Below are 25,894 nucleotides of genomic sequence, written 5' to 3'. Positions count from 1 at the left end.
TATGCAAATTTCAGCATATTTTCATCGAATAAATCATTTAGTGGAATAAATCGACTCTGCCACACTGCCTCCAATTGTTATGAATGTTATCTAAAAGCAAACAATTGGTTATAAGGAGCGATTATGAGAGTTGTCACCCTGGCCGGAAGCCCGCGCTTTCCCTCCCGCTCCAGCGCGTTGCTGGAGTATGCCCGCGAGCGCCTGAATGCGCAGGATATCGAAGTGTGTCACTGGCATTTGCAAAATTTCGCGCCGGAGGATCTCATTTTTGCCCGCTTCGATAGTCCCGCGTTGCAAACCTTTATTGAGCAACTTAACGAGGCAGATGGGTTGATTGTCGCAACACCGATTTATAAAGCGGCTTACTCCGGGGCCCTGAAAACGCTGCTCGATCTGCTGCCCGAGCGGGCGCTGGAAGGCAAAGTGGTGTTGCCGCTGGTCACTGGCGGCACCGTGGCACATATGCTGGCGGTGGATTACGCCCTGAAACCAGTACTCAGCGCACTGAAAGCACAAGAGATCCTGCATGGCGTCTTCGCCGACGATAGCCAGGTGCTGGATTATCAGCACAAGCCCAGTCTGACGCCCAACCTGCAAACCCGTCTGGATAAAGCGCTGGAAACTTTCTGGCAAGCGCTGCACCGCCGGGATATTCAGGCGCCGGATTTCCACCTGCCGCAAGGAGTCGCGCATGTTTAATCTGTTTAAAAACCGCGCGCAATGGTTAGCGTTAAGCGGTTTACTGACGCTTTCCGCCTGGACACAGGCCGCCGAACCGGCACCGGAGAGTTTACGTATTGGTTACCAGAAAGGCAGTGTCAGTATGGTGCTGGCAAAGAGCTATGACCTGCTGGAAAAACGCTACCCGAACACCAAAATCACCTGGACGGAATTCCCGGCAGGCCCGCAGATGCTGGAAGCACTGAATATTGGCAGCATCGATCTCGGCAGCACGGGCGACATTCCGCCGATTTTCGCGCAAGCCGCTGGCGCGGATCTTCTGTATGTCGGCGTTGAACCGCCAAAACCGAAAGCCGAAGTGATCCTTGTTGCCCAAAACAGCCCGATTAAAACAGTTGCCGACCTGAAAGGGCATAAAGTCGCTTTCCAGAAAGGTTCCAGTTCGCACAATTTACTGCTGCGCGCACTGCAACAAGCCGGGTTGAAATTCAGCGATATTCAGCCGGTGTTTCTGACACCTGCGGATGCACGCGCCGCGTTCCAGCAAGGTAACGTTGATGCGTGGGCCATCTGGGATCCTTACTACTCGGCGGCCCTGCTGCAGGGTGGCGTGCGTGTTTTAAAAGATGGCACCACACTGAAACAGACCGGCTCCTTCTATTTAGCGTCGCGTCCTTATGCGGAAAAAAACGGTGCATTTATTCAGGGCGTGCTGAATACCTTTAGCGAAGCCGATGCGTTAACCATTAGCCAGCGTGACGAAAGCATCGCGCTGTTTGCCAAAACACTGGGACTGCCCCAGCCGGTGATTGCCACCTATTTCGATCACCGCCCACCGACCAAAATCTCGCCGGTCGATGACACCACCGCCGCACTGCAACAGCAAACGGCCGATCTCTTTTATGAGAACCGTTTGCTGCCGAAAAAAGTCGATATTCGCACCCGTATCTGGCAACCGGTCAAACAAGGAGCCAAGTCATGAGCTTAAATCTGTTCTGGTTTTTACCCACCCACGGCGATGGCCACTATTTAGGCACGGATCACGGCTCGCGCCCGGTAGATCATGCTTATTTACAACAAATTGCTCAGGCGGCGGATCGTTTAGGGTTCAGCGGGGTGCTGATCCCCACCGGACGCTCCTGTGAAGATGCGTGGCTGGTCGCCGCCTCACTAATCCCGGTGACGCAGCGGTTGAAGTTTCTTGTCGCCCTGCGCCCCAGCGTCACGTCGCCGACCGTCGCTGCGCGCCAGGCGGCCACGCTGGACAGGCTCTCAAATGGACGTGCGCTGTTTAATCTGGTGACCGGCAGCGATCCGCAAGAACTGGCCGGAGACGGCGTGTTTCTCGATCATACGCAGCGTTATGAAGCCTCTGCGGAGTTTACTCATGTCTGGCGTCGTCTGCTGGAAGGCGACACCGTAGACTTCGAGGGCAAACATATTCATGTGCGCGGCGCGAAACTCTTTTTCCCGCCGGTGCAGCAGCCGCGACCGCCACTCTATTTCGGCGGATCGTCCGATGTGGCGCAAGATCTGGCCGCTGAGCAGGTTGACCTCTATCTGACGTGGGGCGAGCCGCCAGCTCAGGTAAAAGAAAAAATTGAACAGGTGCGCGCCAAAGCCGCAGCCCACGGGCGAAAAGTGCGCTTCGGTATTCGTCTGCATGTGATTGTCCGGGAAACGAATGCCGAAGCCTGGCAGGCAGCAGATAACCTGATCGCCCATCTGGATGACGCCACTATTGCGAAAGCGCAGGCCGCTTTCTCGCGCCAGGATTCCGTAGGTCAACAGCGGATGGCGGCGCTTCATGGCGGCAAGCGCGATCAACTGGAGATCAGCCCCAACTTGTGGGCTGGCGTTGGGCTGGTGCGCGGCGGCGCGGGAACCGCGCTGGTGGGCGATGGCCCGACCGTCGCGGCAAGAATCAATGAATATGCTGAGCTTGGTATCGATAGCTTTATTCTTTCCGGTTATCCGCACCTGGAAGAGGCATATCGCGTCGGCGAACTGCTCTTCCCGCATCTTGATGTTGCTGTACCGCAAATTCCGCAGCCACAGCCATTGCAACTGCAGGGCGAAACGGTGGCGAACGAGTTTATTCCCCGAAAAGTGGCGCAAAGCTGAGGCAATTATGTCGGCAGAAAAGAAATGGCTCCTGCACATTACCCCCTGGCTGCTGCCGGCGGGGATTGTGGTGGTGTGGCAAATAGCCTCCTCCACCGGCTTGCTCTCCACGCGCATCCTGCCCTCACCGGAAGGTGTGCTGGAAGCGTTCTGGACATTAAGCGTGAGCGGTGAATTGTGGCAACACCTGGCGATCAGCTCCTGGCGCGCGGTGATTGGTTTCTCAATTGGCGGCACTATCGGTCTGACACTGGGGTTGATTAGCGGGTTATCGCGCTGGGGAGAACGTCTGCTGGATACCTCCATCCAGATGCTGCGCAATGTGCCGCATCTGGCGCTGATCCCACTGGTTATCTTGTGGTTTGGGATCGATGAGAGCGCGAAAATTTTCCTTGTAGCGCTTGGCACGTTGTTCCCCATTTACATCAATACCTGGCACGGCATTCGTAATATCGACCGGGGATTACTGGAGATGGCGCGCAGCTACGGTTTGTCTGGTTTTGCGCTCTTTGCTCATGTGATCCTGCCCGGCGCGCTGCCGTCGATTATGGTCGGGGTGCGTTTTGCACTCGGTCTTATGTGGCTAACGCTGATTGTTGCCGAGACGATTTCCGCCAACGCCGGAATTGGCTACCTGGCAATGAATGCGCGCGAATTCCTGCAAACCGATGTTGTGGTGGTCGCCATCATTCTCTATGCCCTGCTCGGCAAACTGGCCGATGTCAGTGCGCAATTGCTGGAGCGCCTATGGCTGCGCTGGCATCCCGCTTATCACGTGAAGGAAGCAACAGCATGAATACTGCGCGACTCACTCAGGGGATCCCGCTGTTATTAAACGGCGTGAATAAGCGTTACGGCAATAACACTGTCCTTGGCGGACTGGATCTGCATATTGCCGCCGGGCAGTTTGTCGCCGTGGTAGGCCGCAGCGGCGGAGGCAAAAGCACGTTGCTGCGCCTGCTGGCCGGGCTGGAAACCGCGAATGCCGGGGAGCTGTTAGCGGGCAATACACCGCTGGCGAACATTCAAAACGACACGCGAATGATGTTTCAGGATGCCCGCCTGCTGCCGTGGAAATCAGTGATCGATAATGTCGGTTTAGGGTTGAAAGGCCGCTGGCGGGAAGCCGCGCAGGATGCGTTACGTGCGGTCGGGCTGGAACAGCGAGCCAGCGAGTGGCCAGCGGCGCTGTCCGGCGGGCAGAAACAGCGGGTCGCGCTGGCGCGAGCGCTGGTACATCAACCGGGGTTGTTGCTGCTCGACGAACCATTAGGTGCGCTGGATGCGTTAACCCGCCTGGAGATGCAGGCACTCATTATGGAACTATGGCAGACACACGGTTTCACGGTGGTGCTGGTGACGCATGATGTCAGTGAAGCGGTAGCGATGGCGGATCGCGTACTGTTAATAGAAGAGGGAAAAATTGGGCTGGACTTAGCGATCGATCTGCCGCGTCCCCGCCGCCTGGGTTCAGTGAGGCTGGCAGAACTGGAAGCGGAAGTATTGAACCGGGTGATGAAACGCGGCGAGTCGGAAACCGTCCCGTTAGCTAAAACTCGTCATGCTTAATGTTCAGTATTAACCGGCACACTTCGCGCCCTTAAGGCTGATTAGTTCCTGAACATCGCTATGCCAGCGTGAGCATTAACCGGTTTTGGCTTGGATCGGTTTGAAGGTTAAATCACGGACTGGCAGACGCTTCTTTATAACCGTTTCGGCGCGCCCTTTACGGGGAAATCAATGCCGCCTTCGGTGAAGGCGGCAGTGTTATTACGCCAGCGCTTTGCTGACTTTCTCGTACAGATCGCCGGAAAGGTTCGGCAGTGCTTTTAACTGCTCCAGCGCCGCACGCATCATCGCCTGACGTTTAGCGTCATAGCGTTTCAGGCGGATCAGCGGCTCAATCAGACGCGATGCCACTTGCGGGTTGCGGCTGTTCAGCTCGGTTAGCATTTCAGCCAGGAACTGATAGCCGCTACCATCCAGCGCATGGAACGCGGCCGGGTTGCTGCCGGCGAAAGCGCCAATCAGCGAGCGGATGCGGTTCGGGTTGCTGAGGGTGAACGAGCGGTGTTTCAGCAAGCTGCGCACCGTTTGCAGCACATCTTCCGCCGGGCTGGTGGCCTGCAGGATAAACCATTTATCCATCACCAGGCCGTCGTGATGCCACTTGTCATCGTACTCCTGCATCAGCGCATCACGGCACGGCAGCTGTGCGGCAACCGCCGCCGAGAGCGCCGCCAGCGCATCGGTCATGTTATCTGCGTCGTGATACTGCTGGCTCACCAGTTTGTCTGCCAGTTGCGCATCGCCAAACGCCAGGTAACGCAAGCACGTGTTACGCAAAGAACGTTTGCCGATATCCGCATGTTCAACGCGGTAGCTATCGAGTTTGTGCGCGTTGTAAACCGCCAGACACTCATCAGCAAGTTCGGTGGCAAGTGTGCGCGTCAGCGCTTCACGTACCGCCGCGATAGCTACAGGATCGATGGTTTCAAACAGCTCGGCGATCTCATTTGCCGACGGCAGCGTCAGGATCTCTGCGGCAAGCGCCGGATCAATCGTTTCGTCCAGCAGGATCGCGCGGAAAGCATCCGCGACGTGCAATGGCAGCGACAGCGCCTGGCCCTGCTGATGGCGCGCAACGTTCAGTTTAATGTGCGTTGCCAGCAGGCTTTGCGCCGCGTCCCAGCGGGAGAAATCATTACTGGCGTGGCGCATCAGGAAGGTGAGTTGCTGATCGCTCCACTTATATTCCAGTTTCACCGGCGCGGAGAATTCACGCAGCAGTGACGGCACCGGCTGGAAATAGACGTTATCAAAAATAAAGGTCTGTTCCGCCTGAGTGACGTTGAGGACGTTATGCACCGGGTGCCCGTCTTTCTGCAACGGGATCACTTTACCTTCGTTATCATACAGTTCGATATCGAACGGAATGTGCAGCGGCAGTTTGTCTTGCTGTTCGGCGGTCGGCGGCGTGCGCTGGCTGATGGTCAGCGTGTATTGTTCGGTGTTCGGGTTGTAATCATCGTGCACAGTCACCACCGGCGTACCGGCCTGGCTGTACCAGCGGCGGAAATGCGACAGATCGATGTTTGACGCGTCTTCCATGGCCTGCACGAAATCGTCGCAAGTCGCCGCGCTACCGTCATGACGCTCAAAATAGAGCTGCATCCCTTTCTGGAAATTCTCTTCGCCAAGCAGCGTATGCATCATGCGAATGACTTCCGCGCCCTTTTCATACACCGTCAGGGTGTAGAAGTTATTCATTTCAATGACTTTATCCGGGCGGATCGGGTGCGCCATCGGGCTGGCGTCTTCAGCGAACTGCATACCGCGCATGGTGCGCACGTTATTAATGCGGTTTACCGCACGGGAACCCAGATCAGAGCTGAACTCCTGATCGCGGAACACCGTCAGCCCTTCTTTCAGGCTGAGCTGGAACCAGTCGCGGCAGGTTACGCGGTTACCGGTCCAGTTATGGAAGTATTCATGACCAATTACGCGCTCGATATCGAGGTAGTCTTTATCGGTAGCGGTATCGGTGCGGGCAAGCACGTATTTCGAGTTGAAGATGTTCAACCCTTTGTTTTCCATGGCGCCCATATTAAAGAAGTCGACAGCGACAATCATATAGATGTCGAGATCGTACTCAAGACCGAAACGCTGTTCGTCCCATTTCATGGAGTTTTTCAGCGAGGTCATCGCCCACGGCGCACGATCGAGGTTGCCGCGATCGACATACAACTCCAGTGCCACTTCACGCCCGGAACGGGTAGTGAACGTGTCGCGCAGGACGTCGAAATCCCCGGCGACCAGCGCAAATAGATAGCAGGGTTTCGGGAACGGATCCTGCCACTGTACCCAGTGACGACCATTGGCCAGCTCGCCCTGATCAACTCGGTTGCCATTAGAGAGCAAGAACGGATAGCGGGTTTTATCAGCAATCAGCTTGGTGGTAAAACGTGCCAGCACGTCCGGGCGGTCAAGATACCAGGTAATATGGCGGAAGCCTTCCGCTTCACACTGTGTGCACAGCGCTTCGCCGGACTGGTACAGCCCTTCGAGTGCGGTGTTCGCGGCCGGGCTTATCTCATTCACAATGCGCAAGGTAAAACGCTCTGGCAAGCCATCGATCACCAGTTGGGAGCCTTCTTCTTTATAGTTGGTCCAGGGCTCATCATTTACGTGAATGGAAATCAGGGTCAGCTCGCCGCCATCCAGGCGCAGCGGCACGGCAGAGGCGCTATGGCGTGACACTTTGCTCAGCGCAGTGACGACGGTTTTGGCGGCGTCAAGGTCAAAGGTCAAGTCAATATCGCTAATCAGGTAATCCGGCGCACGGTAGTCGTGGCGGTATTTGGCTTGTGGCTGTTGTGTCATAAAAAACCTTTAGCATCTTCTGTTGGTTACGACTCCAGTCTATTCCGGTTGCCGCAAACGCGCCACGCAGAATCTTCATCTTTTCAGAGGGAAAAGCTCTGTCTGCTACATTTTTATAACAGTCGGCACGAAATGCCATCGACCCATTCAACACCTTATGGTGTGATCAGGGTTCAATAACCAGGTAAACAAGGTATACTCCAGCGACATTCTGCTTTGTTTATTGTACTAAACGCTCCTGTAAGAGGATGCTACTGCGCACCATGACTCAACTCGCTTTCTCTGGTCTGCAAACGCTGCTGGATACCGACGCTTATAAGCTGCACATGCAGCAAGCGGTGTTCCACCACTATTATGACGTGCATGTCACGGCTGAATTCCGCTGTCGCGGCGATGACCTGCTCGGTATCTATGCCGATGCCGTCCGCGAACAGGTCGACGCCATGCAGTCGTTGCGTCTGCAAGATGACGAGTATCTGTGGCTGTCCGGCCTCCCCTTCTTCCAGACTGACTACCTTGACTGGCTACGTCATTTTCATTACGACCCGCGCCAGGTCACGATTACTAACGACAACGGCAAGCTGCATATCAGCCTTTCCGGCCCGTGGCGCGAAGTGATCATGTGGGAAGTACCGCTGCTGGCAGTAATCAGTGAAGTGGTTCACCGCTGCCGTTCGCCGCAGACTGGCGCTCAGCAGGCTCTGCTGCATCTGGAAGAGAAACTGGCGGATTTCGCTGCGCGCACCGCGCAGGTAGATATGTCCGGTTTCCGTCTGATGGATTTCGGTACACGCCGCCGTTTCTCCCGCGATGTGCAACAAGCGATCGTCGAACGGTTGCAACAAGAGACCTGGTTTATCGGCACCAGCAATTATGATCTGGCTCGCCGCCTGTCGCTGACCCCCATGGGCACCCAGGCGCATGAGTGGTTCCAGGCTCACCAGCAGATCAGCCCCGATTTGGCCACCAGCCAGCGCGCGGCGCTCGCGGCCTGGCTTGAAGAGTACCCAAACCAACTGGGGATTGCGTTAACAGACTGCATCACAATGGATGCGTTTTTGCGTGATTTCGGCCCGGAATTCGCAACCCGTTACCAGGGCCTGCGCCATGATTCTGGCGATCCGGTGGAATGGGGCGAAAAAGCGATTGCCCACTATGAGAAACTCGGCATCGATCCCCTGTCGAAGACGCTGATATTCTCGGATAATCTCGATCTGAACAAAGCGCTGGATCTCTATTGCCATTTTGCCGATCGTGTCAAGCTGGGCTTTGGTATCGGGACGCGCCTGACGTGTGATATTCCCGGAGTGAAACCGCTGAATATTGTTATCAAGCTCGTTGAGTGCAATGGAAAACCGGTGGCGAAATTATCCGACAGCCCCGGGAAAACTATCTGCCATGACAAAGCGTTTGTCCGCGCCTTACGCGAAGCGTTTGACCTGCCGCAGGTCAAAAAAGCCAGTTAATCACCGGGAGCCTGAAGGCTCCCTTCTTTTTTGCCGATAATTTATTAATTGTTCCTGCGAATTCTGCTTGTCTGATGGCGTACGCCAGGTAACATAGATATCCCCCCTGATCGGGCGGACAAGTGTTTATTTTTTCCGACTATTAACAGAGAGAATATTATGAGCGTTGTGCCTGTAGCCGACGTATTCCATAGCCGTGTTGCCGTTGACAGTGAAGTCACCGTACGCGGATGGGTACGCACCCGCCGAGATTCTAAAGCTGGTATCTCCTTCCTCGCCGTTTATGACGGCTCCTGCTTTAATCCTGTACAGGCCGTTATTAATAATTCTCTGCCCAATTACAATCAGGACGTTTTACGCCTGACTACCGGTTGCTCGGTAATTGTGACTGGCAAAGTCGTGGCGTCACCGGGCGAAGGCCAGAGTCTGGAAATTCAGGCCACATCTGTCGAAGTCACCGGCTGGGTTGAAGATCCGGATACCTACCCGATGGCGGCAAAACGCCACAGTATTGAGTATCTGCGCGAAGTCGCCCACCTGCGCCCGCGCACCAACCTGATTGGCGCAGTTGCGCGCGTTCGCCATACGCTGGCGCAGGCGTTGCATCGCTTCTTTGACGAACAAGGGTTCTTCTGGGTCTCCTCGCCGCTAATCACCGCGTCAGATACCGAAGGCGCAGGCGAAATGTTCCGCGTCTCCACGCTGGATATGGAAAACCTGCCGCGTACTGCGGAAGGCAAAGTCGATTTTGATAAAGATTTCTTTGGCAAAGAAGCGTTCCTGACTGTTTCCGGTCAGTTGAATGCGGAAACCTATGCCTGCGCCCTGTCCAAGGTTTATACCTTCGGCCCGACTTTCCGCGCGGAGAACTCCAACACCAGCCGCCACCTGGCTGAGTTCTGGATGCTGGAACCGGAAATCGCTTTCGCCAATCTCGACGATAATGCCCGTCTGGCTGAAGCGATGCTGAAATACGCCTTTAAAGCGGTGCTCGAAGAGCGTCTGGATGACCTGAAGTTCTTTGAAGAGCGCGTGGACAAAGACGCGATTGGCCGTCTGGAGCGTTTCATCGCGGCAGATTTCGCCCAGGTTGATTACACCGATGCGGTCGCCATTCTCGAAAAATGCGGTGAGAAGTTCGAGAATCCGGTTTACTGGGGCGTTGACCTGGCTTCTGAACATGAACGTTACCTGGCCGAGAAACACTTCAAAGCACCGGTGGTGGTGAAAAACTACCCGAAAGATATTAAAGCGTTCTATATGCGTCTAAACGAAGATGGTAAAACCGTGGCGGCGATGGATGTGCTTGCGCCGGGTATCGGTGAAATCATTGGCGGTTCGCAGCGTGAAGAGCGTCTTGATGTCCTGGATGCCCGCATGGCAGAAATGGGGCTGAATAAAGAAGATTACTGGTGGTATCGCGATCTGCGCCGTTACGGCACCGTACCGCACTCCGGCTTCGGTCTCGGTTTTGAACGCCTGATTGCTTATGTGACCGGCGTACAGAACGTGCGTGATGTGATCCCGTTCCCGCGTACTCCGCGCTCCGCCACATTCTGATGTTCTAAAGGCCAGCGTTATCGCTGGCCTTTTTCATTTATGTGACACCCGTCAACTTTTCTTAACAGCTCATCAGCGTAATCAACGATCCTCTCCGCGTTTTTTTACCCTTCTTTGCACAAATTTTATATCTGAGATCATTCGGCACAAAATCGCCCAAAGTGTTTATTGCGGGATATGTCAGCCTGTTAATTAGCACTTTTGGTTAAAATACGCACAGCTATCCGGATGGCTAAATGCCGTTATAAGAAAAAACACGACACGAGCGTTTAGCGGATAAGAAAAGCCTTTAGCTCAATTAAATATAAGTAATTCATATAAATAGTAATGCCATTGTTCATTAAATCAGCGGCTAGCGCTGAACTTTGAGATGGTTCACAAAGTTCCCGAAAATACATAAAATCTTACACAATATTTCTTTTTGTTACTTCTTTAAGACATTTGTAGCACTTTGAGAGTAGCGAAACGTTGTTATGTTTGGAAAGATGCCTTTCAGACACAGAAAGACACCAAACTCTCATCGATAGTTCCGTAAATTTTTTTTGACGGAATTTATTGGCGGCAGTGGCAGGTGTTCAAAAAAAACCAATGAGGGTAATAAATAATGATGAAGCGCAATATTCTGGCAGTGGTTATCCCTGCTCTGCTGGCAGCCGGTGCAGCTAACGCTGCAGAAATCTACAACAAAGACGGCAACAAAGTAGACCTGTATGGTAAAGCTGTAGGCCGTCATGTTTGGACGACCACTGGCGAAGGCAGCTCTAACAGCGATGCAACTTACGGCCAGATCGGTTTTAAAGGCGAAACTCAGATCAATAGCGATCTGACTGGTTATGGTCAGTGGGAATATCGTACCAATGCAAGCAAAGCTGAAGGCGAGCAAGGCGCAGGCAATACCCGTCTGGCATTTGCAGGTCTGAAAGTTGCCAACGCTGGTTCTCTGGATTACGGCCGTAACTATGGTGTTGTATATGACGTTGAGTCCTATACTGATATGGCACCGTACTTCTCCGGCGAAACCTGGGGCGGCGCTTACACTGATAACTACCTGACCAGCCGTGCTGGTGGTGTTCTGACCTACCGTAACTCTGATTTCTTCGGTCTGGTTGATGGCTTGGCTTTCGCTGTACAATATCAAGGCAAAAACGAATCCAGCCACAGCCTGAATGCGCAGAACGGTGATGGTGTCGGTTACTCAGTAGCTTATGATTTTGGTGGTGGTTTCGGCGTTTCTGGAGCATATAGCAACTCCAAACGTACCACCGCACAGGAAGCAGATGGCAACGGTGACCGTGCTGAAGCATGGGCTGTTGGTGCAAAATATGATGCAAACAACATTTACCTCGCCACTGTTTATGCTGAAACGCGTAACATGACCATTGTTAATAGCGCTGCTGGTCAGACTGCAATTGACAATGCTACTCCGGCAGGACAGACTGCAGCTGATTACTGGGAAGCGGCTAACAAAACCCAGAACTTTGAAGTTGTTGCCCAATACCAATTCGATTTCGGTCTGCGTCCGGCAATTTCTTATGTCCAGAGCAAAGGTAAAAACTTGAACGGTGCGGAAAGCACTGCAGATCTGGCCAAATATATCCAGGCTGGCGTGACTTATTACTTCAACAAGAACATGAACGTGTTCTTTGATTACCGCTTCAACCTGCTGGATAGCAACGATTACAGCGCTAAAACCTACGGCATCGGTACTGATGACCAGGCAGCTGTTGGTCTGACCTACCAGTTCTAATCAGTCACCCTCGACTGTTATATGCATATCAAACAGGGCCCTTGGCCCTGTTTTTTTATGCCTGCAAGGTAAATCACGATGAGTTTTGAAAAGCATCGCGCTTTTTATAGCAAACGGTTGGCAATTCCTGTGTCAGCCGTTAACCTGATAGCGGATCTCCCTTCTGTCATCAAAATGGAACCTCGTCATGTTTGAGAATATAACCGCCGCCCCTGCCGACCCCATTCTGGGTCTGGCCGATCTGTTTCGCGCCGATGAACGCCCTAATAAAATCAACTTAGGTATCGGTGTCTATAAAGATGAAACCGGCAAGACCCCGGTGCTGACCAGCGTTAAAAAAGCCGAGCTTTATCTGCTGGAAAATGAAACCACCAAGAACTACCTCGGTATTGACGGTATTCCTGAATTTGGCCGTTGCACTCAGGAACTGCTGTTCGGCAAAGGCAGCGCGATTATCAATGACAAACGTGCGCGCACCGCGCAAACGCCTGGGGGTACGGGTGGTCTGCGTGTGGCGGCGGATTTTCTTGTCAAAAACACCTCTGCAAAACGTGTCTGGGTGAGCAACCCGAGTTGGCCGAACCACAAAGGCGTGTTTAATTCAGCCGGTCTGGAAGTGTGTGAGTACGCTTACTACGACGCGCAAAACCATGCGCTGGACTTCGATGGTTTGCTGGCAAGCCTGAATAACGCCCAGGCTGGCGACGTGGTGCTGTTCCACGGCTGCTGCCATAACCCGACAGGTATCGATCCAACGCTGGAACAGTGGGAAACACTGGCGAAACTGTCCGTTGAAAAAGGCTGGCTGCCGCTGTTCGACTTCGCTTATCAGGGCTTTGCCCGCGGTCTCGAAGAAGATGCTGAAGGATTGCGCGCGTTTGCCGCGCTGCATAAAGAGCTGCTGGTTGCCAGTTCGTTCTCGAAAAACTTTGGCCTGTACAATGAGCGCGTCGGTGCCTGCACATTGGTGAGCGCGGACGCGGAAAGCGCCGATCGCGCATTCAGCCAGATGAAAGCCGTTATTCGTGCCAACTACTCTAACCCGCCAGCGCACGGCGCTTCCGTGGTTGCAACCATTCTCAGTAACGAGGCTCTGCGTGCCATTTGGGAGCAAGAGTTAACGGACATGCGCCAGCGCATTCAGCGTATGCGCCTGCTGTTTGTTAACACGTTGCAGGAGAAAGGGGCTAACCGCGATTTCAGCTTTATCACCAAACAGAACGGTATGTTCTCGTTCAGCGGCCTGACCAAAGAGCAGGTGCTGCGCTTGCGTGAAGAGTTTGGTATCTATGCGGTTGCTTCAGGACGCATTAACGTCGCAGGGATGACGCCGGATAATATGTCACCGCTGTGCGAAGCTATCGTTGCCGTACTGTAAGTTACGGCAGTATCAAAAAGGGTCGCCGAAGCGACCCTTTTTTATTTACCAGACCGGTAATTCATCTTGCAGGAACGGATTGTGCAACCGCTCATTTCCCAGCGTAGACATCGGGCCATGTCCGGGAAGGAAAGTAATATCATCGCCCAGTGGCAACAATTTGCGCTTGATGGAATCAATCAATTGCCCATGGTTGCCTTTCGGGAAATCGCTGCGCCCCACGCCGCCTTTAAAAATCACGTCGCCGGAAATCAGCAAGCGGGATTGTGCATCGAAAAACACAATATGGCCCGGCGTATGACCCGGACAGTGCAATACCTGCAGCGTTATTTTCCCCACCGTTACGCTGTCGCCTTCGTTTAACCAACGATCGGGCGTCAGCGGCTGGCATTCATCCAGGCCAAACATCCGGCTTTGTGCCGGCAGGCCTTGCAGCCAGAACTCGTCTTCTTTTTCCGGGCCGATAACCGGCACACCATAATGCTGTGCCAGTTCGGCTGCCGCGCCAACATGATCAAGGTGACCATGCGTAAGCAGGATCTGCGTGAGTGTCACGCCAGAGGCGTCCACTTCCTGAATAATCCGTTCGGCGTCACCACCGGGATCGACCACGGCGGCAAGTTGGGTCTGCTCACACCAGATAAGCGAACAATTCTGGGAGAACGCGGTAACCGGAATAATACGATAGTTCATACTGCTCCTGTAGCTCAGCCTGAGTTTTACCAGTGCCTTACCGGCCCGGTATCAATATGCACAAAGTTGCTGCTGGGGTAGTATCCTACACCACCTGCGCGCAGAGATAACGCGGCTTTGCGAATATTACTCAGCGAAATCCCTTCAATATGGAAATCCATAGCCTGACCTTTGGTGTGATAGCTCTGTTTCGCCACACCGCGGCTGTGCGCGCGCAGTTCATTGTTGGTATCAACAGAACGGTAACCGGAGATCAGTTGCACAGGCTTGCGTGTTCCCAGCAGCCCTTGCAAACGAAAAAGATGGTCGAACAAGCGAGGGTCGATGGTTTTAATTTTATTCGCGCGGTAATCACGGAAAAAATGATTAAGTTTTGCTAATTCATCCTGAATATAGCCCCTGCCATCGAAGAACTCAGCTTTAATAGATTCACCGGTATTAAGATTACTCAGCGTCAAAATACGCGGTCGTGGCGTGGAAAGGGTGGCAAAAGCCGGTGTTGGTAAGATGGCAGCACCGAGTGCGACCCCACCCAACGCCAGCAGTTTGCGGCGATTAGCGTCAAATTTATCCATGATAATAAATTCTACAGATAAGCAATGTTGAACAAAATTTATGCACTCTTATAGCGCACGAGAGGCACCTTACCGGGCTACAAACGCCACGTCAAGGCTGCCTCATCCCAGTAAATACGGGCTCTGTAGCCTCCAGAGCCCATTTTCTACCAGTTATTACGACAACACGCTGACTAAAACTGCTTCATTTATCTGATTAATTGTTCAGCTTTCGATAAGATTTGTGCACCCGATCGCGCCGTCAGATCATAATTGTAAATATCTGTACGATACTGCGTCCGCCCGTCAGCACCGACAAAGGCAGTCAGGTAATAGAGATTGACCGGGATATCATGACGAATATTGACATAACGCGTATCTCCCTGTTTTAGCGCATCCGAAATCCGCGTGTCGTTCCATCCTGCATCCTGCAAAAGCATATTAGCAAGCTCAGAGGCTTTGTTGACGCGCACGCAGCCCGAGCTCAATGCCCGCGCCTCTTTCTGGAATAGATTATGGTTCGGCGTGTCATGCAGATAGATAGCGTCTGAGCTCGGCATATTGAACTTATAGCGTCCCAGCGAATTCTGCGCACCGGGAGCCTGCTGGAAACGGAACGGTAAGTTCGCGGGCGTTATGGTCGCCCAGTCAACCATGTACGGGTCAATCGCTTCCTTGCTGTTCCATCCTCGTAATACGGTGTAACCGTGGCGCTCCAGGTAAGTTGGATCGTTCCATACCTTCGGTAGAATATCCTTACGCGCTAGCGTTGGCGGCACGTTCCACGGCGGGTTAACCACCACATTGTTCAGCGCGCTGCTCATCATCGGCGTTTTGCGATCCGGGCGGCCCACGATCACCCGTGACGCCAGCACCTGGCTACCGTTGAGGTAATAAACCAGCGAATATTCAGGAATGTTGACCATGATGCCGGTCGAAAGTGTACCCGGCAGTAAACGCAAGCGCTGGATATTCAGCGCCAGCAACCCGGCGCGCTGTGAAGGGCTCACATTCAGCCAGTCGCGCGTCCCCTGGCCAATCACGCCATCCGCATGCAACCCTTGCCATGCCTGGAAGCGTTTGACCGCTTCCACCAGCTGTCGGTCATATGCCGCACGCGTCTGTTGCGCTTTTTTCACGTGCTGAGCTGAAGGGCTCACAGCGACGTTATCACCTGGTAAGGCGATATTTGGTCCGCCATCCAGCATACCGGTGCGCTGCAGGATCTCTCGCAGCGCCGGAATATCATTGCTCCACTGCCCCGGACGCAACGTTACCGTGCTGGTGATTTGCGGCCACGGGCGCGAATCACCCACCAGCGCCAATAGTGACTGGTGCATAACAGCATACTGCGGGTGATGCGGTGCCAGATGATCGATAAAACCAGGCAGAGATCCATTGTCCAGCGCCAGTTGCCACTGGTTAATGACCGAAATGGCAGGCGTTGCGAGTGCATAAGGTTTGTCGCTGTAAAGCCAGCGCTGCCCCTTTGACTGAATCCCCGAAACAAAGTGTAAATAACCCAGCATCGCGTCAGACAACACGACATCACGCGCCATGCCAGAAACTGCGGGATCGGTTAACAATTCAACCCAGGTAGTGAATTGCGGCTGAAACCCTGCAATCGCCACTTCAGCGAGTTGCTGCTGAAACGCCTGTACCGCGTCGCGGTTATCCCACATCGGTTTTTGCCCGCGCGCGGCATACAACGCGGCGAGCTGATCCATGTAGACCGGCGTCCAGTTGGCAGGTAATTGCGACTGAAGTTGTGTGCGCACATCGGCAACGGAAACGCCGGACGGGAAAGATTTAACGCCGATCAACATCGCCGTCGCAGGCGACTGTTCCTGCGGCTGCGGCAGCACAGTAGGCTGCTCGCCTGGCGTCGCCGAGCTATCCACCGGCACGATTTCAGGCTCATCGGCCTGTACACTAAACAGTGGAGCGAATACGAATGCCAGGCATAAACTCAGCGCCGACATTCGACGACCATACGACTTCTTAAGCAACATCCCTTGCCCCCTGTTTCTCTTACATTGCTCGTGACGAATTCGTCACCTTTCTCTCAGTATATAAAGACAAAAAAGCATTTGCCTTCCCTAATGTAAAGAAGTTTAAAGATTAAACGCGGGCTGGCAATAGCTTTCCGAAAACAAAAAGGGCGACATTGCTGTCGCCCTTTCACATGAGGCTGATTTACGATGCATCCGCCGTTCCGGGAAGTGTTTCCGGAAGCTGGGCGGCAAAACCGCGCAGACCGACAACGTGCACATGCTCATGATTTTGCACGACTTTGCGTACCAGCTTGTAGGTGGTGCCTTTCTCCGGGCTGATATTTTCCGGTGCTGCGATAATAAGCTGCATTTCCAGACGTTCGCACAGCTCAAACAGCGTAGCGATAGAACGGGCATCCAGACGTGCGGCTTCATCAAGGAACAGCAAGCGGCATGGAGAGATATCTTTGCCGCGCAGTCGACGCGCTTCGTCTTCCCAGCTCTGTACCACCATCACCAGAATCGACATCCCGGTACCAATCGCTTCACCTGTCGACAGCGCACCGGATTCCGCGCGCAGCCAGCCGTCGGAGCCACGGTTAACTTCCACTTCCATCTCAAGATAGTTGCGGTAGTCCAGCAGCTCTTCGCCGATGGTTTGCGGCGTCCGCTGGCCCATATCGATTTGCGGGTTCAGACGCTGATACAGTTTCGCCAGCGCTTCCGAGAAGGTCAGTCGGCTGCTGTTAAACAGATCCTGATGCTGCTCGTGCTGTTCAGAAAGCACCGTCAACAAGGTGGCATGGGTTTCCCGCACATTCACATTCAGACGCACGCTATTCACCTGACCAAAGGAGACGCTTTGCAGCCCCTGGTTCAGCATACGGATACGGTTCTGCTCGCGCTGAATGGTTTTGCGAATAATGTTCGCCACACTGCGCGAGCTGATCGCCAGCTTCTGTTCACGAGACGTCAGTTCTTCCGTCAGACGGCTAAGCTCGATTTCCATCTGTTCGATGGCTTCAACCGGATCATCGGTACGAATAATGTCCTGGCGAATACGCTCACGCAGATGCTGATACACCGCGACAAAGAACTGGATCTTGCGCTCAGGGCGTTTCGGATCTTCGGAAAGACGCAGCACATCACGTAAATGTTCGTTATCCGCAACCGCCGGACGCAGAGCACCGAGCGCCTTATCCGACATGGAGCGTAGTTCATCGGCAGAAAGATAGGCCAGTTCGCGGCGGTGCAGACGACGTTCAACACCGCTGTCTTTCACCATGCGCATCACCGCGCACCATCCTGCTTTCGCGGTAACCACCTGTTCACGCATTTCATGGTAGTCACGTTCCAGGCGGCGCAATTTACGCGTCAGGTTATCCATCTCCGCTTCGCAGAAGGTGATGGCTTTTTCCAGCTGGTTACGACGAGCGCGGTTGCCGGAGAGCTGTGCATGCAGCTCGTCACGACGGATACGCGCCCGCTCTTCTGCTCCGCTGTCGGCGCGAACGCCAATATCCTGCAGCTCTTTTTGCAGATCGTTGAGCAACTCTTTTTTGGTATCGAACGAACTCTTCAGCGAAGCCAGTACCTGGTTGTATTGGCTATATTGTGCGGCATGGCTGCGCATCGCTTCACGTGCTTTGGTGCGTTCTGCTTCTGCCTGTTCCAGACGCTGGCGCAGTTTTTCGTTGAGATCGTTATTACCGTTGAACATTTCAGCGACATCGGAGTAGCTGAAGTGCGCACGGCGCTGTACCACTTCCGCCAGGGCGAAAGCTTGTTGGCGGGCATCACGTTGCACCTGCTGCGAGGTGGCGTAATCCGCTTTTAACTGTTCAAACTGCTCCGGATCGCTTTGCAGTACAGAAACAACCGGTTCAAGTTTCGCCAGTTGGTTGCCAAACTGCTGGATAAACCGCGCCGCTTCCTGCGCTTCATCCAGACGTTCCTGAATTTCATCCACGCGATCGGCAAGGGTATCGTCAGCCAGCAGATTAATGCGCGGCAGCAAGCGGTTAAGCTGGGCTACGCCCTCTTTCGCCTGTTCGAACTGCACGCGGTTTTGCTGGTTGTCATTTTCATGGTTGCTGATTGCGCGCTCCAGCTCGCCACGGCGGCTGCTGAGCGTGCGAATTTCCGCTTCCGGATCGTCCTCAAATGCCACCGCCAGGTGGCTACCGATAAAGCGGCTGAATGCCTGATGCAGGCGCTGCGTTTTCTGCACATCAAAAGAGAGCGTGGCGAAACGCTCCGCCAGCGCTTCACGCTCCGCATGCAGGCTTTCGATACGGCTTTCACGCGCCGCGCGACCAAACAGCGGCAGCGTCGGGAAGCGTGAATAACGCCACTGGCGATCGGCGATTTTCACCACCACCGCTTTTTCCAGCTCATCAACACTAAACACGCTGTCATCGAAGGATTGCGGATCCCCTTCGATCAGATAGAGATCTTCCGGGCACTCTTCCAGACCTTCCAGCATTTCGGCGACCTGCGATAGATCCGGCACAACAATCGCATGACGTGAAGGCCCGTATAGCGCGGAGTAATATGGCGCGTCCTCAATGCTGACATCGTCATAAATCTCCGACAGCAATACGCCGCCAAAACGCTCTGCCAGCGCATTCAGACGGCCATCTTCGGCACCGCCCGGCTGGCTTAAGCGTTCGATTTCATCATCGACAGCGCGTTTTCGCGCGCCCACTTCATCGCGCTCAACGATGGCTTCACGTTCACGCTCAAGCAGTTGCTGCAGATACTCGGTAACGTCCTGCCCCGACTCGAACTGTTCGCCGCTTTGCTCGCACAGTTGCGTCAGATTGCTCTGCGCCGCCAGCCATACCGGCGCACGTTTGGTCAGCGATTGAATACGAGATTGTAACTGTTCCAGTTCCTGACGCATCGCCATGCGCTGCTCACCAGCGGCGGAAACGTTGTCAGAGAGTGCGGCGATTTGCGCTTCCAGTTCCTGGTGCAGCGCTTCAAGATCTTCTGCGTCATACTGTTTGCCCTGGCGCTTGCAGAACTCCGCCAGCAAACGCTCGGCATCCTGCTGCTCACGCAGACGCTGTTCCAGCTCATTCAGGCGCATACGCAGCGGCTGCACCTGCTCGGCCAGATGGCGCTGGTTAACGCCATCACGCAGCAGCTCACGCGCCACATCCCAGGCTTCGTTACGCGCCAGCGGGCCGTTAATCGCCACCACTAATTGGTATGCCTGCTCGAACTGGCTGTGCGCGGTTTGCGCCACACTTAATTTCTGATCCAGCGACAGCAGTTTTTCCGTCGCTTCCTGCTCTTTCGCCTGGAAAGTTTCCAGCCATTCGTCGGCGCTTTCCGGCGTCAAATCCGGCAGGTTGCATAACTCTCTTGCTCGCTGTAACGCCTGCAACGCCTGGTTGTACTGAATGGCGCGAGTTTGCTGGACATCCAGCGCTTGCTGGTAATCGGCAAGCTGGCTTTTCAGCTCATCCACTTCAAGCTCGGCGGCTTCCGCGCGGGCTTCATTCTCTTCCTGACGCTCGGCGGCTTCGGCCACCACTTCATGCTGCTCTTCAAGGCGAACTTGCAGTTCGTCGAGATCCGCTTCGTAGCGCTCGATTTTTTCCTGCTGACGCAGCGCGGTTTGCACCAGATTCAGGTGATCGCTGGCAGCCTGATAGTCAGCCTCCAGATCCCCTTCCGCACCGCTATGCTCGGAGAGTTCGCGCGCCATATCGACATGCTTATACTGCTCTGCCGCCAGTTGCTGGCGCGAGGTAAACAGATCGCGACGAAACTCGAGCGCTTTGTCCAGATGCACCCGCCGTTCGTTGGCGTGACGCATATAGTCCGCCGCCACATAGTTGGTCGCTTCGCTGATCAAATGCTTGAACAGGTCACGATCCGACTGAGTCACGCGAATCGCTTCCAGCGTCATGCGGTTTTCACGCAGTGCCGCTTCCATATCCTGGAATGCTTTGCGCACGCCGCTGTTTTCCGGCAGCAAATAGTCGCGCAGCGAACGCGTAATGGCGCTGGAGATCCCGCCGTACAGCGAGGCTTCAATCAGGCGATAGAACTTGCTGCGATCGGAGGCCGAGCGCAAACGACGCGCGACAATCCCTAAGTCAAACATCAGCGCGTGGTAATCGGTGATGGAGTTGAACTGCTTGAACTGCACCCCTTCCATCGTATCCAGCTTGTCTTTCACTTCTTGCAGTGAAAGTACGCGTGCCTGCCGCTCATTCAGCGTTTCCGTCAGCAGCTGCGTCGGCAGCATCGAGGTGGGCAAGCCCTGAATAGCGAACGGTTTGATATCCACTTTACGATCGCGACCCGCGACCTGTTGCAAACGCACCCCCACCAGCACGCGCTGATGGCGCGAGTTGATGACATCCAGCACCGAATAACAGACACCGGCTTTCAGCTTACCGTGCAGGCCTTTATCACGCGAACCCGAGGTCGCGCCCGCTTCGGTGGTGTTACGAAAGTGCAGCAGCGTCAAATCCGGAATCAATGCCGTAACAAAAGCGGCCATCGTGGTCGATTTGCCGGCACCGTTGCCCCCGGAGAGCGTCGTCACCAGCTCATCCAGGTCAAACGTACGGGCAAAAAAGCCGTTCCAGTTAATCAGCGTCAGCGAACGAAATTTACCGCGATCAATCATTACTCTTCCTCCGAGCTATCCGGCTGATTATCTTCAGGCTCATCATTGAGCTGCAGATGGTTTTCGACAGGCATCGCTTCACCGTCGCGGATCATGCGCAGCTGCGCTTCACGCGCATCATCGCCCGAGCGCACATCGGCGCCAAAGCGGAACACGGATTCAGTGATACGGAACTTGCTGCTGTCGTTACCCATAAACCAGATCATGCCGAGACGGCGCAGGCGGTTCAGCGAGGAGCGCACCTTTTCCTGCAGTTTTTGACGGTCAAGATCGGAACCGGTAGAACGGTTATTTACCAGCTTCAGCAGCTTCGCTTCATCCGCCAGCGACATCAGCTCGTCGTACAGCTCCTGTTGGGTGAAGATCCCTTCATTCGCCAGACGTTCCGGGCTGAGGTAGAGATAGCAAAGAATTTTGCCGACCATCATATCCAGCTCGGAGAGCACCGAGCGCGGGATAAGCGTGGTGGAACGCGGACGCAGATAGAAAAAACCTTCCGGTGCGCGGATCAGCTCAACGTTATAGCGCGCATAAAACTCTTCCAGATACTCCTGGAAATCCATTAAAAATGCGTGATTATCCAGCTCGTCGAGGCCGATATGTCGCCCTGAGCGCAATGCGCTGTCCAGTGCCGGAAACAGAGAATTAGCCAACGCCTGTGCCAGTTTAACCGGCATCACTTGTTCAATATTTGTCGATGACATGCGCCTGTACCTTGGCTCCGTAATCATTAATCGGCTGCCACTTCGGCGGCAGTCCGGTGAAATCTGCTTGCGCTACGCCAAGACGTACCGCCTGATCAACCACGATGCGCGCGATGTCAAAATGACGAACGCGCGGATATTGCGCCAGATACTCACGCGCCACCAGGCCGAGATCCAGCGGCACACCTTTGGTCTTATAAATTGCCAGTTGCTGCTCAATAAGCGCCGCCAGTTGCTCGCGGATTTCGTTAAACTCTTCGAACTCCAGATCCGGCGGCAACTCACCTGTGACTTCTTCATCACGCAGCGCCATCTCTTCATCGCGCATGTCCAGCAGCCTGTCGGCGCTGGCGTAAGTTAACGCCCACGGCGCATCGAAATAGGATTGTACCGACTGACGCAAACGCTGGGCAAAGACGCGGTTCTTATCCATATCGATAGCGGTACGGATAAATTTGTGTACGTGGCGATCGTAACCAATCCACAGATCGATGGCCTGCTGGCCCCAGCTCACAATACGATCCAGCTTACTTTGCAGGTTGAAGACCAGTTGATCGAGGAACTCAAGATCATCGCGGCCAAGAGTCGCATCCTGAATGCTCAACAGGTTGGTCTGCAACTTATCCCCGGCTGCATCGAGCGTATCCTGCAGTTCGCGTAACGTCCCGGAAGTTTCAGACAGCAGCAATTCACAACTGGAGATGGCCGCACGCCAGTCTTTATTCAGCAGTTGTGCAATATCATCTTTGACCTGTTGCTGCTGTTCATCCATCAGGCGTTGAGTCAGATCGATGCTGTCAAAAATCTCCGCGACCGAGTATTTCAGCGGCGCGTAAACGTTGCGATGCCAGTGGAATTCGTCTCCGTCTTCCTGTGCTGCGTCTGCGGCGCGTTTTAACTCGCTGGCCACAATGGAAAGCTGCATAGAAAGACGCAGCGTGGAGAACTCGCGCTGGCGAATGTAGTAATCAGTAATGCCTATGCCCAGCGGCGTCAGACGGTAGATGGCATTGCCCTCCACCAGCTCACTGGTAAAGCGATTTAACAAACGCTGGCGCACCAGGTCGTTAATGGCGTTATTGGCACGCTGGGTAATGGTTTCACTGGTTTGCTCAAACGCATCACTCACATGACGAAAGGCGTCTACCAGTTCACCTTCACTCATTTCCCCATCCAGACGCTCGCCATTGAGCGTGGCGATGGCCAGCAAAAAAGAGAGCCTGTCGACTGGCAGCGAGATGGAGAAATCATTTTTCCTGGCCCAGGCAACCAGTTCGGGGACTGTCTGGGAAAATTCACTCATCGTTTGTCCTTTCATCGATTTGCGGCTTAAGCGCGGTCACGTGAATATAGCGGCCAAGGCTAATATAGGGTTCCTGGCGGCAATAACGTGTTTCCAGTTCGAGTAGCGCGTCAAAGCAGTCATGCTGCTGATGTTTTTCGCGCAGATAATCGTGAAACACGCGCACACCCGTTTTGCCCGTTACCTGCCAGCCAATCTGTTCGAGCCAGCCATAAACATCCGCAGGAGCACGCGGAAAATCCGGGGAAAGGGTACGTTTTTTGCGCTTCGGCATACCGACTTTCACATAGTCAAAATTTCCTGCCACCATATTGTGCATCAGCAAGCCATCGGCATTGTAAAACATTAATGACAACGCACCGCCGGGGCGCAGCACCGACCACAATATTTGCAGTACAGGAACCGGTTCTGCGACCCACTCCAGCACAGCATGGAACAATATCAGATCAACCGGCGATTCCAAATGCTGAGCAACGTCCTGAACGGCGCATTGTATAAAATGCATGTTACCGCTCACACCTTTCTCTTCGGCCGCCGCCTGGGCACGCGCGATCATCTCTTTCGACACATCACAGAGCGTGACATGATGGCCTAACTGCGCCATGCGAATCGCCGTCTGGCCTTCCCCGCCACCAGCATCCAGCACGCGCAATGGCTCGTTGCCCATCCGGGTCAACAGGGCATCAAGATCCTGCCACAGAATCGCCTGACGCAGCTGACCTTTCGTCGTGCCGTAGATGTTGCGCGAGAACTTCTCGGCAATATCGTCGAAATTGCGATCCTTCATGGGTGCTCCACGCTCCTGGCAAAACCGCTATTTTGTCACAGCCGTGCCGATAATGAACCCATCTGGTGTAAGATCGGCGCAAAAGGCCTGCTATATGGTCAAAAAGGAGACGGATACGGTGCTTTTTACTCTCAAAAAATACATCGGCGGCCTGATGCTGCCTCTGCCTTTTTTGCTTTTGCTGATCGGGCTGGGCATTGCGCTGATCTGGTTTAGCCGCTGGCAGAAAACCGGCAAAGTATTTATCAGCATCGGGTGGCTGGTTTTATTGCTGTTGAGCATGCAGCCCGTTGCCGATCGCTTTTTAAAACCGATTGAAGACACCTATCCCACCTGGCGCGGTACGCAGCCGGTAAAATACATCGTGATACTCGGTGGTGGTTACACCTGGAACGATGCGTGGGCACCGAGTTCAAACCTGATTAATAACAGCCTGCCGCGTCTGACGGAGGGCATTCGTCTGTGGCAGGCCAACCCCGGTTCGAAAATGATCTTTACCGGTGCAGCGGCGCAAACCAACCCGGTCAGCACGGCGGAAGCTGGCGCACGCGTCGCTGAAAGCCTCGGCGTGCCACGCAGCGCCATCATAACGCTGGATCAACCGAAAGACACCGAGCGGGAAGCGCTTGCGGTGAAACAGGCGATTGGCGATGCGCCTTTCCTGTTGGTGACATCTGCGTCTCATCTGCCGCGCGCAATGATTTTTTTCCAGCATGCTGGCCTGCATCCATTGCCAGCGCCGGCAAACCAGCTGGCAATTGCCTCTCCGCTTAATCCGTGGGAACGCATTATCCCCTCCCCGGTGTGGCTGATGCACAGCGACCGGGTGGGTTATGAAACGTTAGGGCGACTCTGGCAGTGGTTGAAAGGCAGCTCAGACCAGCCAGGGGAGCAGTGATTTCGAGGCAAGATCGAAGTTAGCGCGGTTAAATCGTCCGGTATTCACCAACTGCGCCACTTCATCCCATAACAGGTAGAGCCAGCGCCGCCACAGGAAGGATTCTGCCACCGGCGCGCGCTGGAGATAATGCCAGAGCAACCCTTCTGCCTGCGCCCCCTCCACCAGCCGGAACAGTTCATATTCGCGCGGCGCCCAGAGCATTATGCCAGGCCCAACCATTGCCAGTAACTGGTCGCTACGGGCGTCTTTCAACATACTGCGCAAGTTAAAACTGCCATGTACCAGCACGCAGTTATCGTTAAAACCATCAAACAGTGCGGGCAGGCACTCGCGAGTACGAAACAGCACGCGCTTATCCTGCATCGTCAACCCGGTGTTGTGATACTGGTTGAGCGTGGTCCACAACACTTCCACGCGCTGGCGATACCAGGAAGGCCAGATATTTTCCTGGGTACTGTCAACAGTGCCAACACAACCGTGGCTATCCTGGCGGTGCCAGAAAAGCAACGCCTCAACGATTTGGTCTTTGAGTTGCTCCCAGCGCTCAGGCGTACGCGCAGGCGCTTCAACCGGTACGCCGCGTAAGCGTTCTATAAGCAGCACATCCGGCCCGGGGTGCTCTTCATGCGTCATGACGCCGTAAACAACCGGCATGCGAACAGCGCCGCCTCGCGCCAGCATTGATATCTTCCAGGCTAACTGTCGCGCAATGCCAGGCGTTGAGAAGCTTCGTGCCAACAGCGGCATCGGATTTCCCTGGCTGTCATACAGCGACCAGAGTGCGGAATCCGGCTTTTCGCTGACGCACTCCATGCGGCTCAGTTTTTCACCCAATAGATGACTCAATTCAGCGCGCAGTTGTTCCATAGCAGATTGCCCTCACAAAGATGACTGCTTTTATAATGAGCGCCGATAGCACAGATGTCATCCTGATGAGATCAAAACAGCATGAGAATTCCGCTGACAAG

At 54.3% G+C, this 25,894-nt stretch carries 19 protein-coding genes; 10 read left to right on the top strand and 9 right to left on the bottom strand.

Annotated elements, in window-relative coordinates; translation table 11 throughout:
- Positions 1 to 123 precede the first annotated feature (123 nt).
- From ssuE to ssuB, 5 genes are read left to right on the top strand one after another with little or no spacing between them, the layout of a single operon-like run.
- Positions 124 to 699: an NADPH-dependent FMN reductase gene (ssuE, locus tag JKP81_RS20180; protein ID WP_200553123.1), complete on the top strand. Its 576-nt coding sequence runs from the start codon at positions 124 to 126 to the stop codon at positions 697 to 699.
- The gene (locus tag JKP81_RS20175) at positions 692 to 1,663 is read left to right on the top strand and encodes a sulfonate ABC transporter substrate-binding protein (protein ID WP_200553122.1); all 972 of its coding nucleotides are present in this window, start codon (positions 692 to 694) and stop codon (positions 1,661 to 1,663) included. Before ssuE ends, JKP81_RS20175 begins: the two co-directional genes overlap by 8 nt.
- Positions 1,660 to 2,805 carry an FMNH2-dependent alkanesulfonate monooxygenase gene (ssuD, locus tag JKP81_RS20170; protein ID WP_200553121.1) on the top strand — a complete coding sequence of 382 codons (1,146 nt, stop codon included), beginning with the start codon at positions 1,660 to 1,662 and terminating at the stop codon, positions 2,803 to 2,805. The genes JKP81_RS20175 and ssuD overlap by 4 nt, the downstream gene beginning before the upstream one ends.
- Before the next feature lie 7 nt (positions 2,806 to 2,812).
- The gene (gene ssuC, locus JKP81_RS20165; RefSeq protein ID WP_234455733.1) at positions 2,813 to 3,601 is read left to right on the top strand and encodes an aliphatic sulfonate ABC transporter permease SsuC; all 789 of its coding nucleotides are present in this window, start codon (positions 2,813 to 2,815) and stop codon (positions 3,599 to 3,601) included.
- Positions 3,598 to 4,374 carry an aliphatic sulfonates ABC transporter ATP-binding protein gene (gene ssuB / locus JKP81_RS20160; protein ID WP_200553120.1) on the top strand — a complete coding sequence of 259 codons (777 nt, stop codon included), beginning with the start codon at positions 3,598 to 3,600 and terminating at the stop codon, positions 4,372 to 4,374. The genes ssuC and ssuB overlap by 4 nt, the downstream gene beginning before the upstream one ends.
- A 201-nt stretch (positions 4,375 to 4,575) precedes the next feature.
- Here the strand turns inward: ssuB and pepN are convergent, their stop codons facing one another.
- Positions 4,576 to 7,188 (bottom strand): aminopeptidase N, encoded by a 2,613-nt coding sequence (pepN, locus tag JKP81_RS20155; protein WP_200553119.1) that lies wholly within the window; start codon positions 7,186 to 7,188, stop codon positions 4,576 to 4,578.
- A gap of 263 nt (positions 7,189 to 7,451) precedes the next feature.
- On the opposite strand from pepN, the gene pncB reads away from it, so the two are divergent.
- The 4 genes from pncB (at position 7,452) to JKP81_RS20135 (ending at position 13,339) form a co-directional block, all read left to right on the top strand.
- Positions 7,452 to 8,654, top strand: coding sequence for a nicotinate phosphoribosyltransferase (gene pncB / locus JKP81_RS20150; RefSeq protein WP_200553118.1), 1,203 nt, complete (start codon positions 7,452 to 7,454; stop codon positions 8,652 to 8,654).
- A 159-nt stretch (positions 8,655 to 8,813) separates the two neighbouring features.
- Positions 8,814 to 10,214, top strand: coding sequence for an asparagine--tRNA ligase (gene asnS / locus JKP81_RS20145; RefSeq protein ID WP_065368871.1), 1,401 nt, complete (start codon positions 8,814 to 8,816; stop codon positions 10,212 to 10,214).
- Positions 10,215 to 10,818: 604 nt separating this feature from the next.
- Complete coding sequence (locus tag JKP81_RS20140) at positions 10,819 to 11,961, top strand: porin (protein WP_200553117.1); 1,143 nt, start codon at positions 10,819 to 10,821, stop codon at positions 11,959 to 11,961.
- A gap of 187 nt (positions 11,962 to 12,148) precedes the next feature.
- Positions 12,149 to 13,339, top strand: coding sequence for an amino acid aminotransferase (locus tag JKP81_RS20135; RefSeq protein ID WP_200553116.1), 1,191 nt, complete (start codon positions 12,149 to 12,151; stop codon positions 13,337 to 13,339).
- A gap of 45 nt (positions 13,340 to 13,384) precedes the next feature.
- Here the strand turns inward: JKP81_RS20135 and JKP81_RS20130 are convergent, their stop codons facing one another.
- The 7 genes from JKP81_RS20130 to cmoM form a co-directional block, all read right to left on the bottom strand.
- The gene (locus JKP81_RS20130) at positions 13,385 to 14,032 is read right to left on the bottom strand and encodes an MBL fold metallo-hydrolase (RefSeq protein WP_200553115.1); all 648 of its coding nucleotides are present in this window, start codon (positions 14,030 to 14,032) and stop codon (positions 13,385 to 13,387) included.
- 26 nt (positions 14,033 to 14,058) lie between these two features.
- A complete protein-coding gene (locus JKP81_RS20125; RefSeq protein WP_017456202.1) occupies positions 14,059 to 14,607 on the bottom strand; it encodes a YcbK family protein in 549 nt (182 codons plus the stop codon).
- A 188-nt stretch (positions 14,608 to 14,795) separates the two neighbouring features.
- Entirely contained in the window at positions 14,796 to 16,598 is a 1,803-nt protein-coding gene (gene ldtD / locus JKP81_RS20120) for a L,D-transpeptidase (protein WP_200553114.1), read from the bottom strand.
- A 184-nt stretch (positions 16,599 to 16,782) separates the two neighbouring features.
- Complete coding sequence (gene mukB, locus JKP81_RS20115; protein ID WP_200553113.1) at positions 16,783 to 21,231, bottom strand: chromosome partition protein MukB; 4,449 nt, start codon at positions 21,229 to 21,231, stop codon at positions 16,783 to 16,785.
- Complete coding sequence (gene mukE, locus JKP81_RS20110; RefSeq protein WP_017456199.1) at positions 21,231 to 21,935, bottom strand: chromosome partition protein MukE; 705 nt, start codon at positions 21,933 to 21,935, stop codon at positions 21,231 to 21,233. Before mukE ends, mukB begins: the two co-directional genes overlap by 1 nt.
- The gene (mukF, locus tag JKP81_RS20105) at positions 21,916 to 23,238 is read right to left on the bottom strand and encodes a chromosome partition protein MukF (RefSeq protein WP_200553112.1); all 1,323 of its coding nucleotides are present in this window, start codon (positions 23,236 to 23,238) and stop codon (positions 21,916 to 21,918) included. The genes mukE and mukF overlap by 20 nt, the downstream gene beginning before the upstream one ends.
- Positions 23,231 to 24,025: a tRNA uridine 5-oxyacetic acid(34) methyltransferase CmoM gene (gene cmoM, locus JKP81_RS20100; RefSeq protein WP_200553111.1), complete on the bottom strand. Its 795-nt coding sequence runs from the start codon at positions 24,023 to 24,025 to the stop codon at positions 23,231 to 23,233. The genes mukF and cmoM overlap by 8 nt, the downstream gene beginning before the upstream one ends.
- Before the next feature lie 118 nt (positions 24,026 to 24,143).
- Between cmoM and elyC the strand changes: the two genes are divergently transcribed.
- A complete protein-coding gene (gene elyC, locus JKP81_RS20095; protein WP_200553110.1) occupies positions 24,144 to 24,923 on the top strand; it encodes an envelope biogenesis factor ElyC in 780 nt (259 codons plus the stop codon).
- On the opposite strand, the gene JKP81_RS20090 is transcribed toward elyC, so the two are convergent.
- Complete coding sequence (locus JKP81_RS20090; RefSeq protein WP_200553109.1) at positions 24,900 to 25,793, bottom strand: YcbJ family phosphotransferase; 894 nt, start codon at positions 25,791 to 25,793, stop codon at positions 24,900 to 24,902. The two genes, elyC and JKP81_RS20090, sit on opposite strands and share 24 nt — an antisense overlap.
- Positions 25,794 to 25,894 lie beyond the last annotated feature (101 nt).

Source organism: Kosakonia sp. LAM2021, assembly GCF_016620385.1.
GTDB lineage: Bacteria > Pseudomonadota > Gammaproteobacteria > Enterobacterales > Enterobacteriaceae > Kosakonia > Kosakonia sacchari.
Note: the sequence above shows the minus strand (reverse complement) of the source record. Positions and strands in the feature narration are given on the sequence as shown.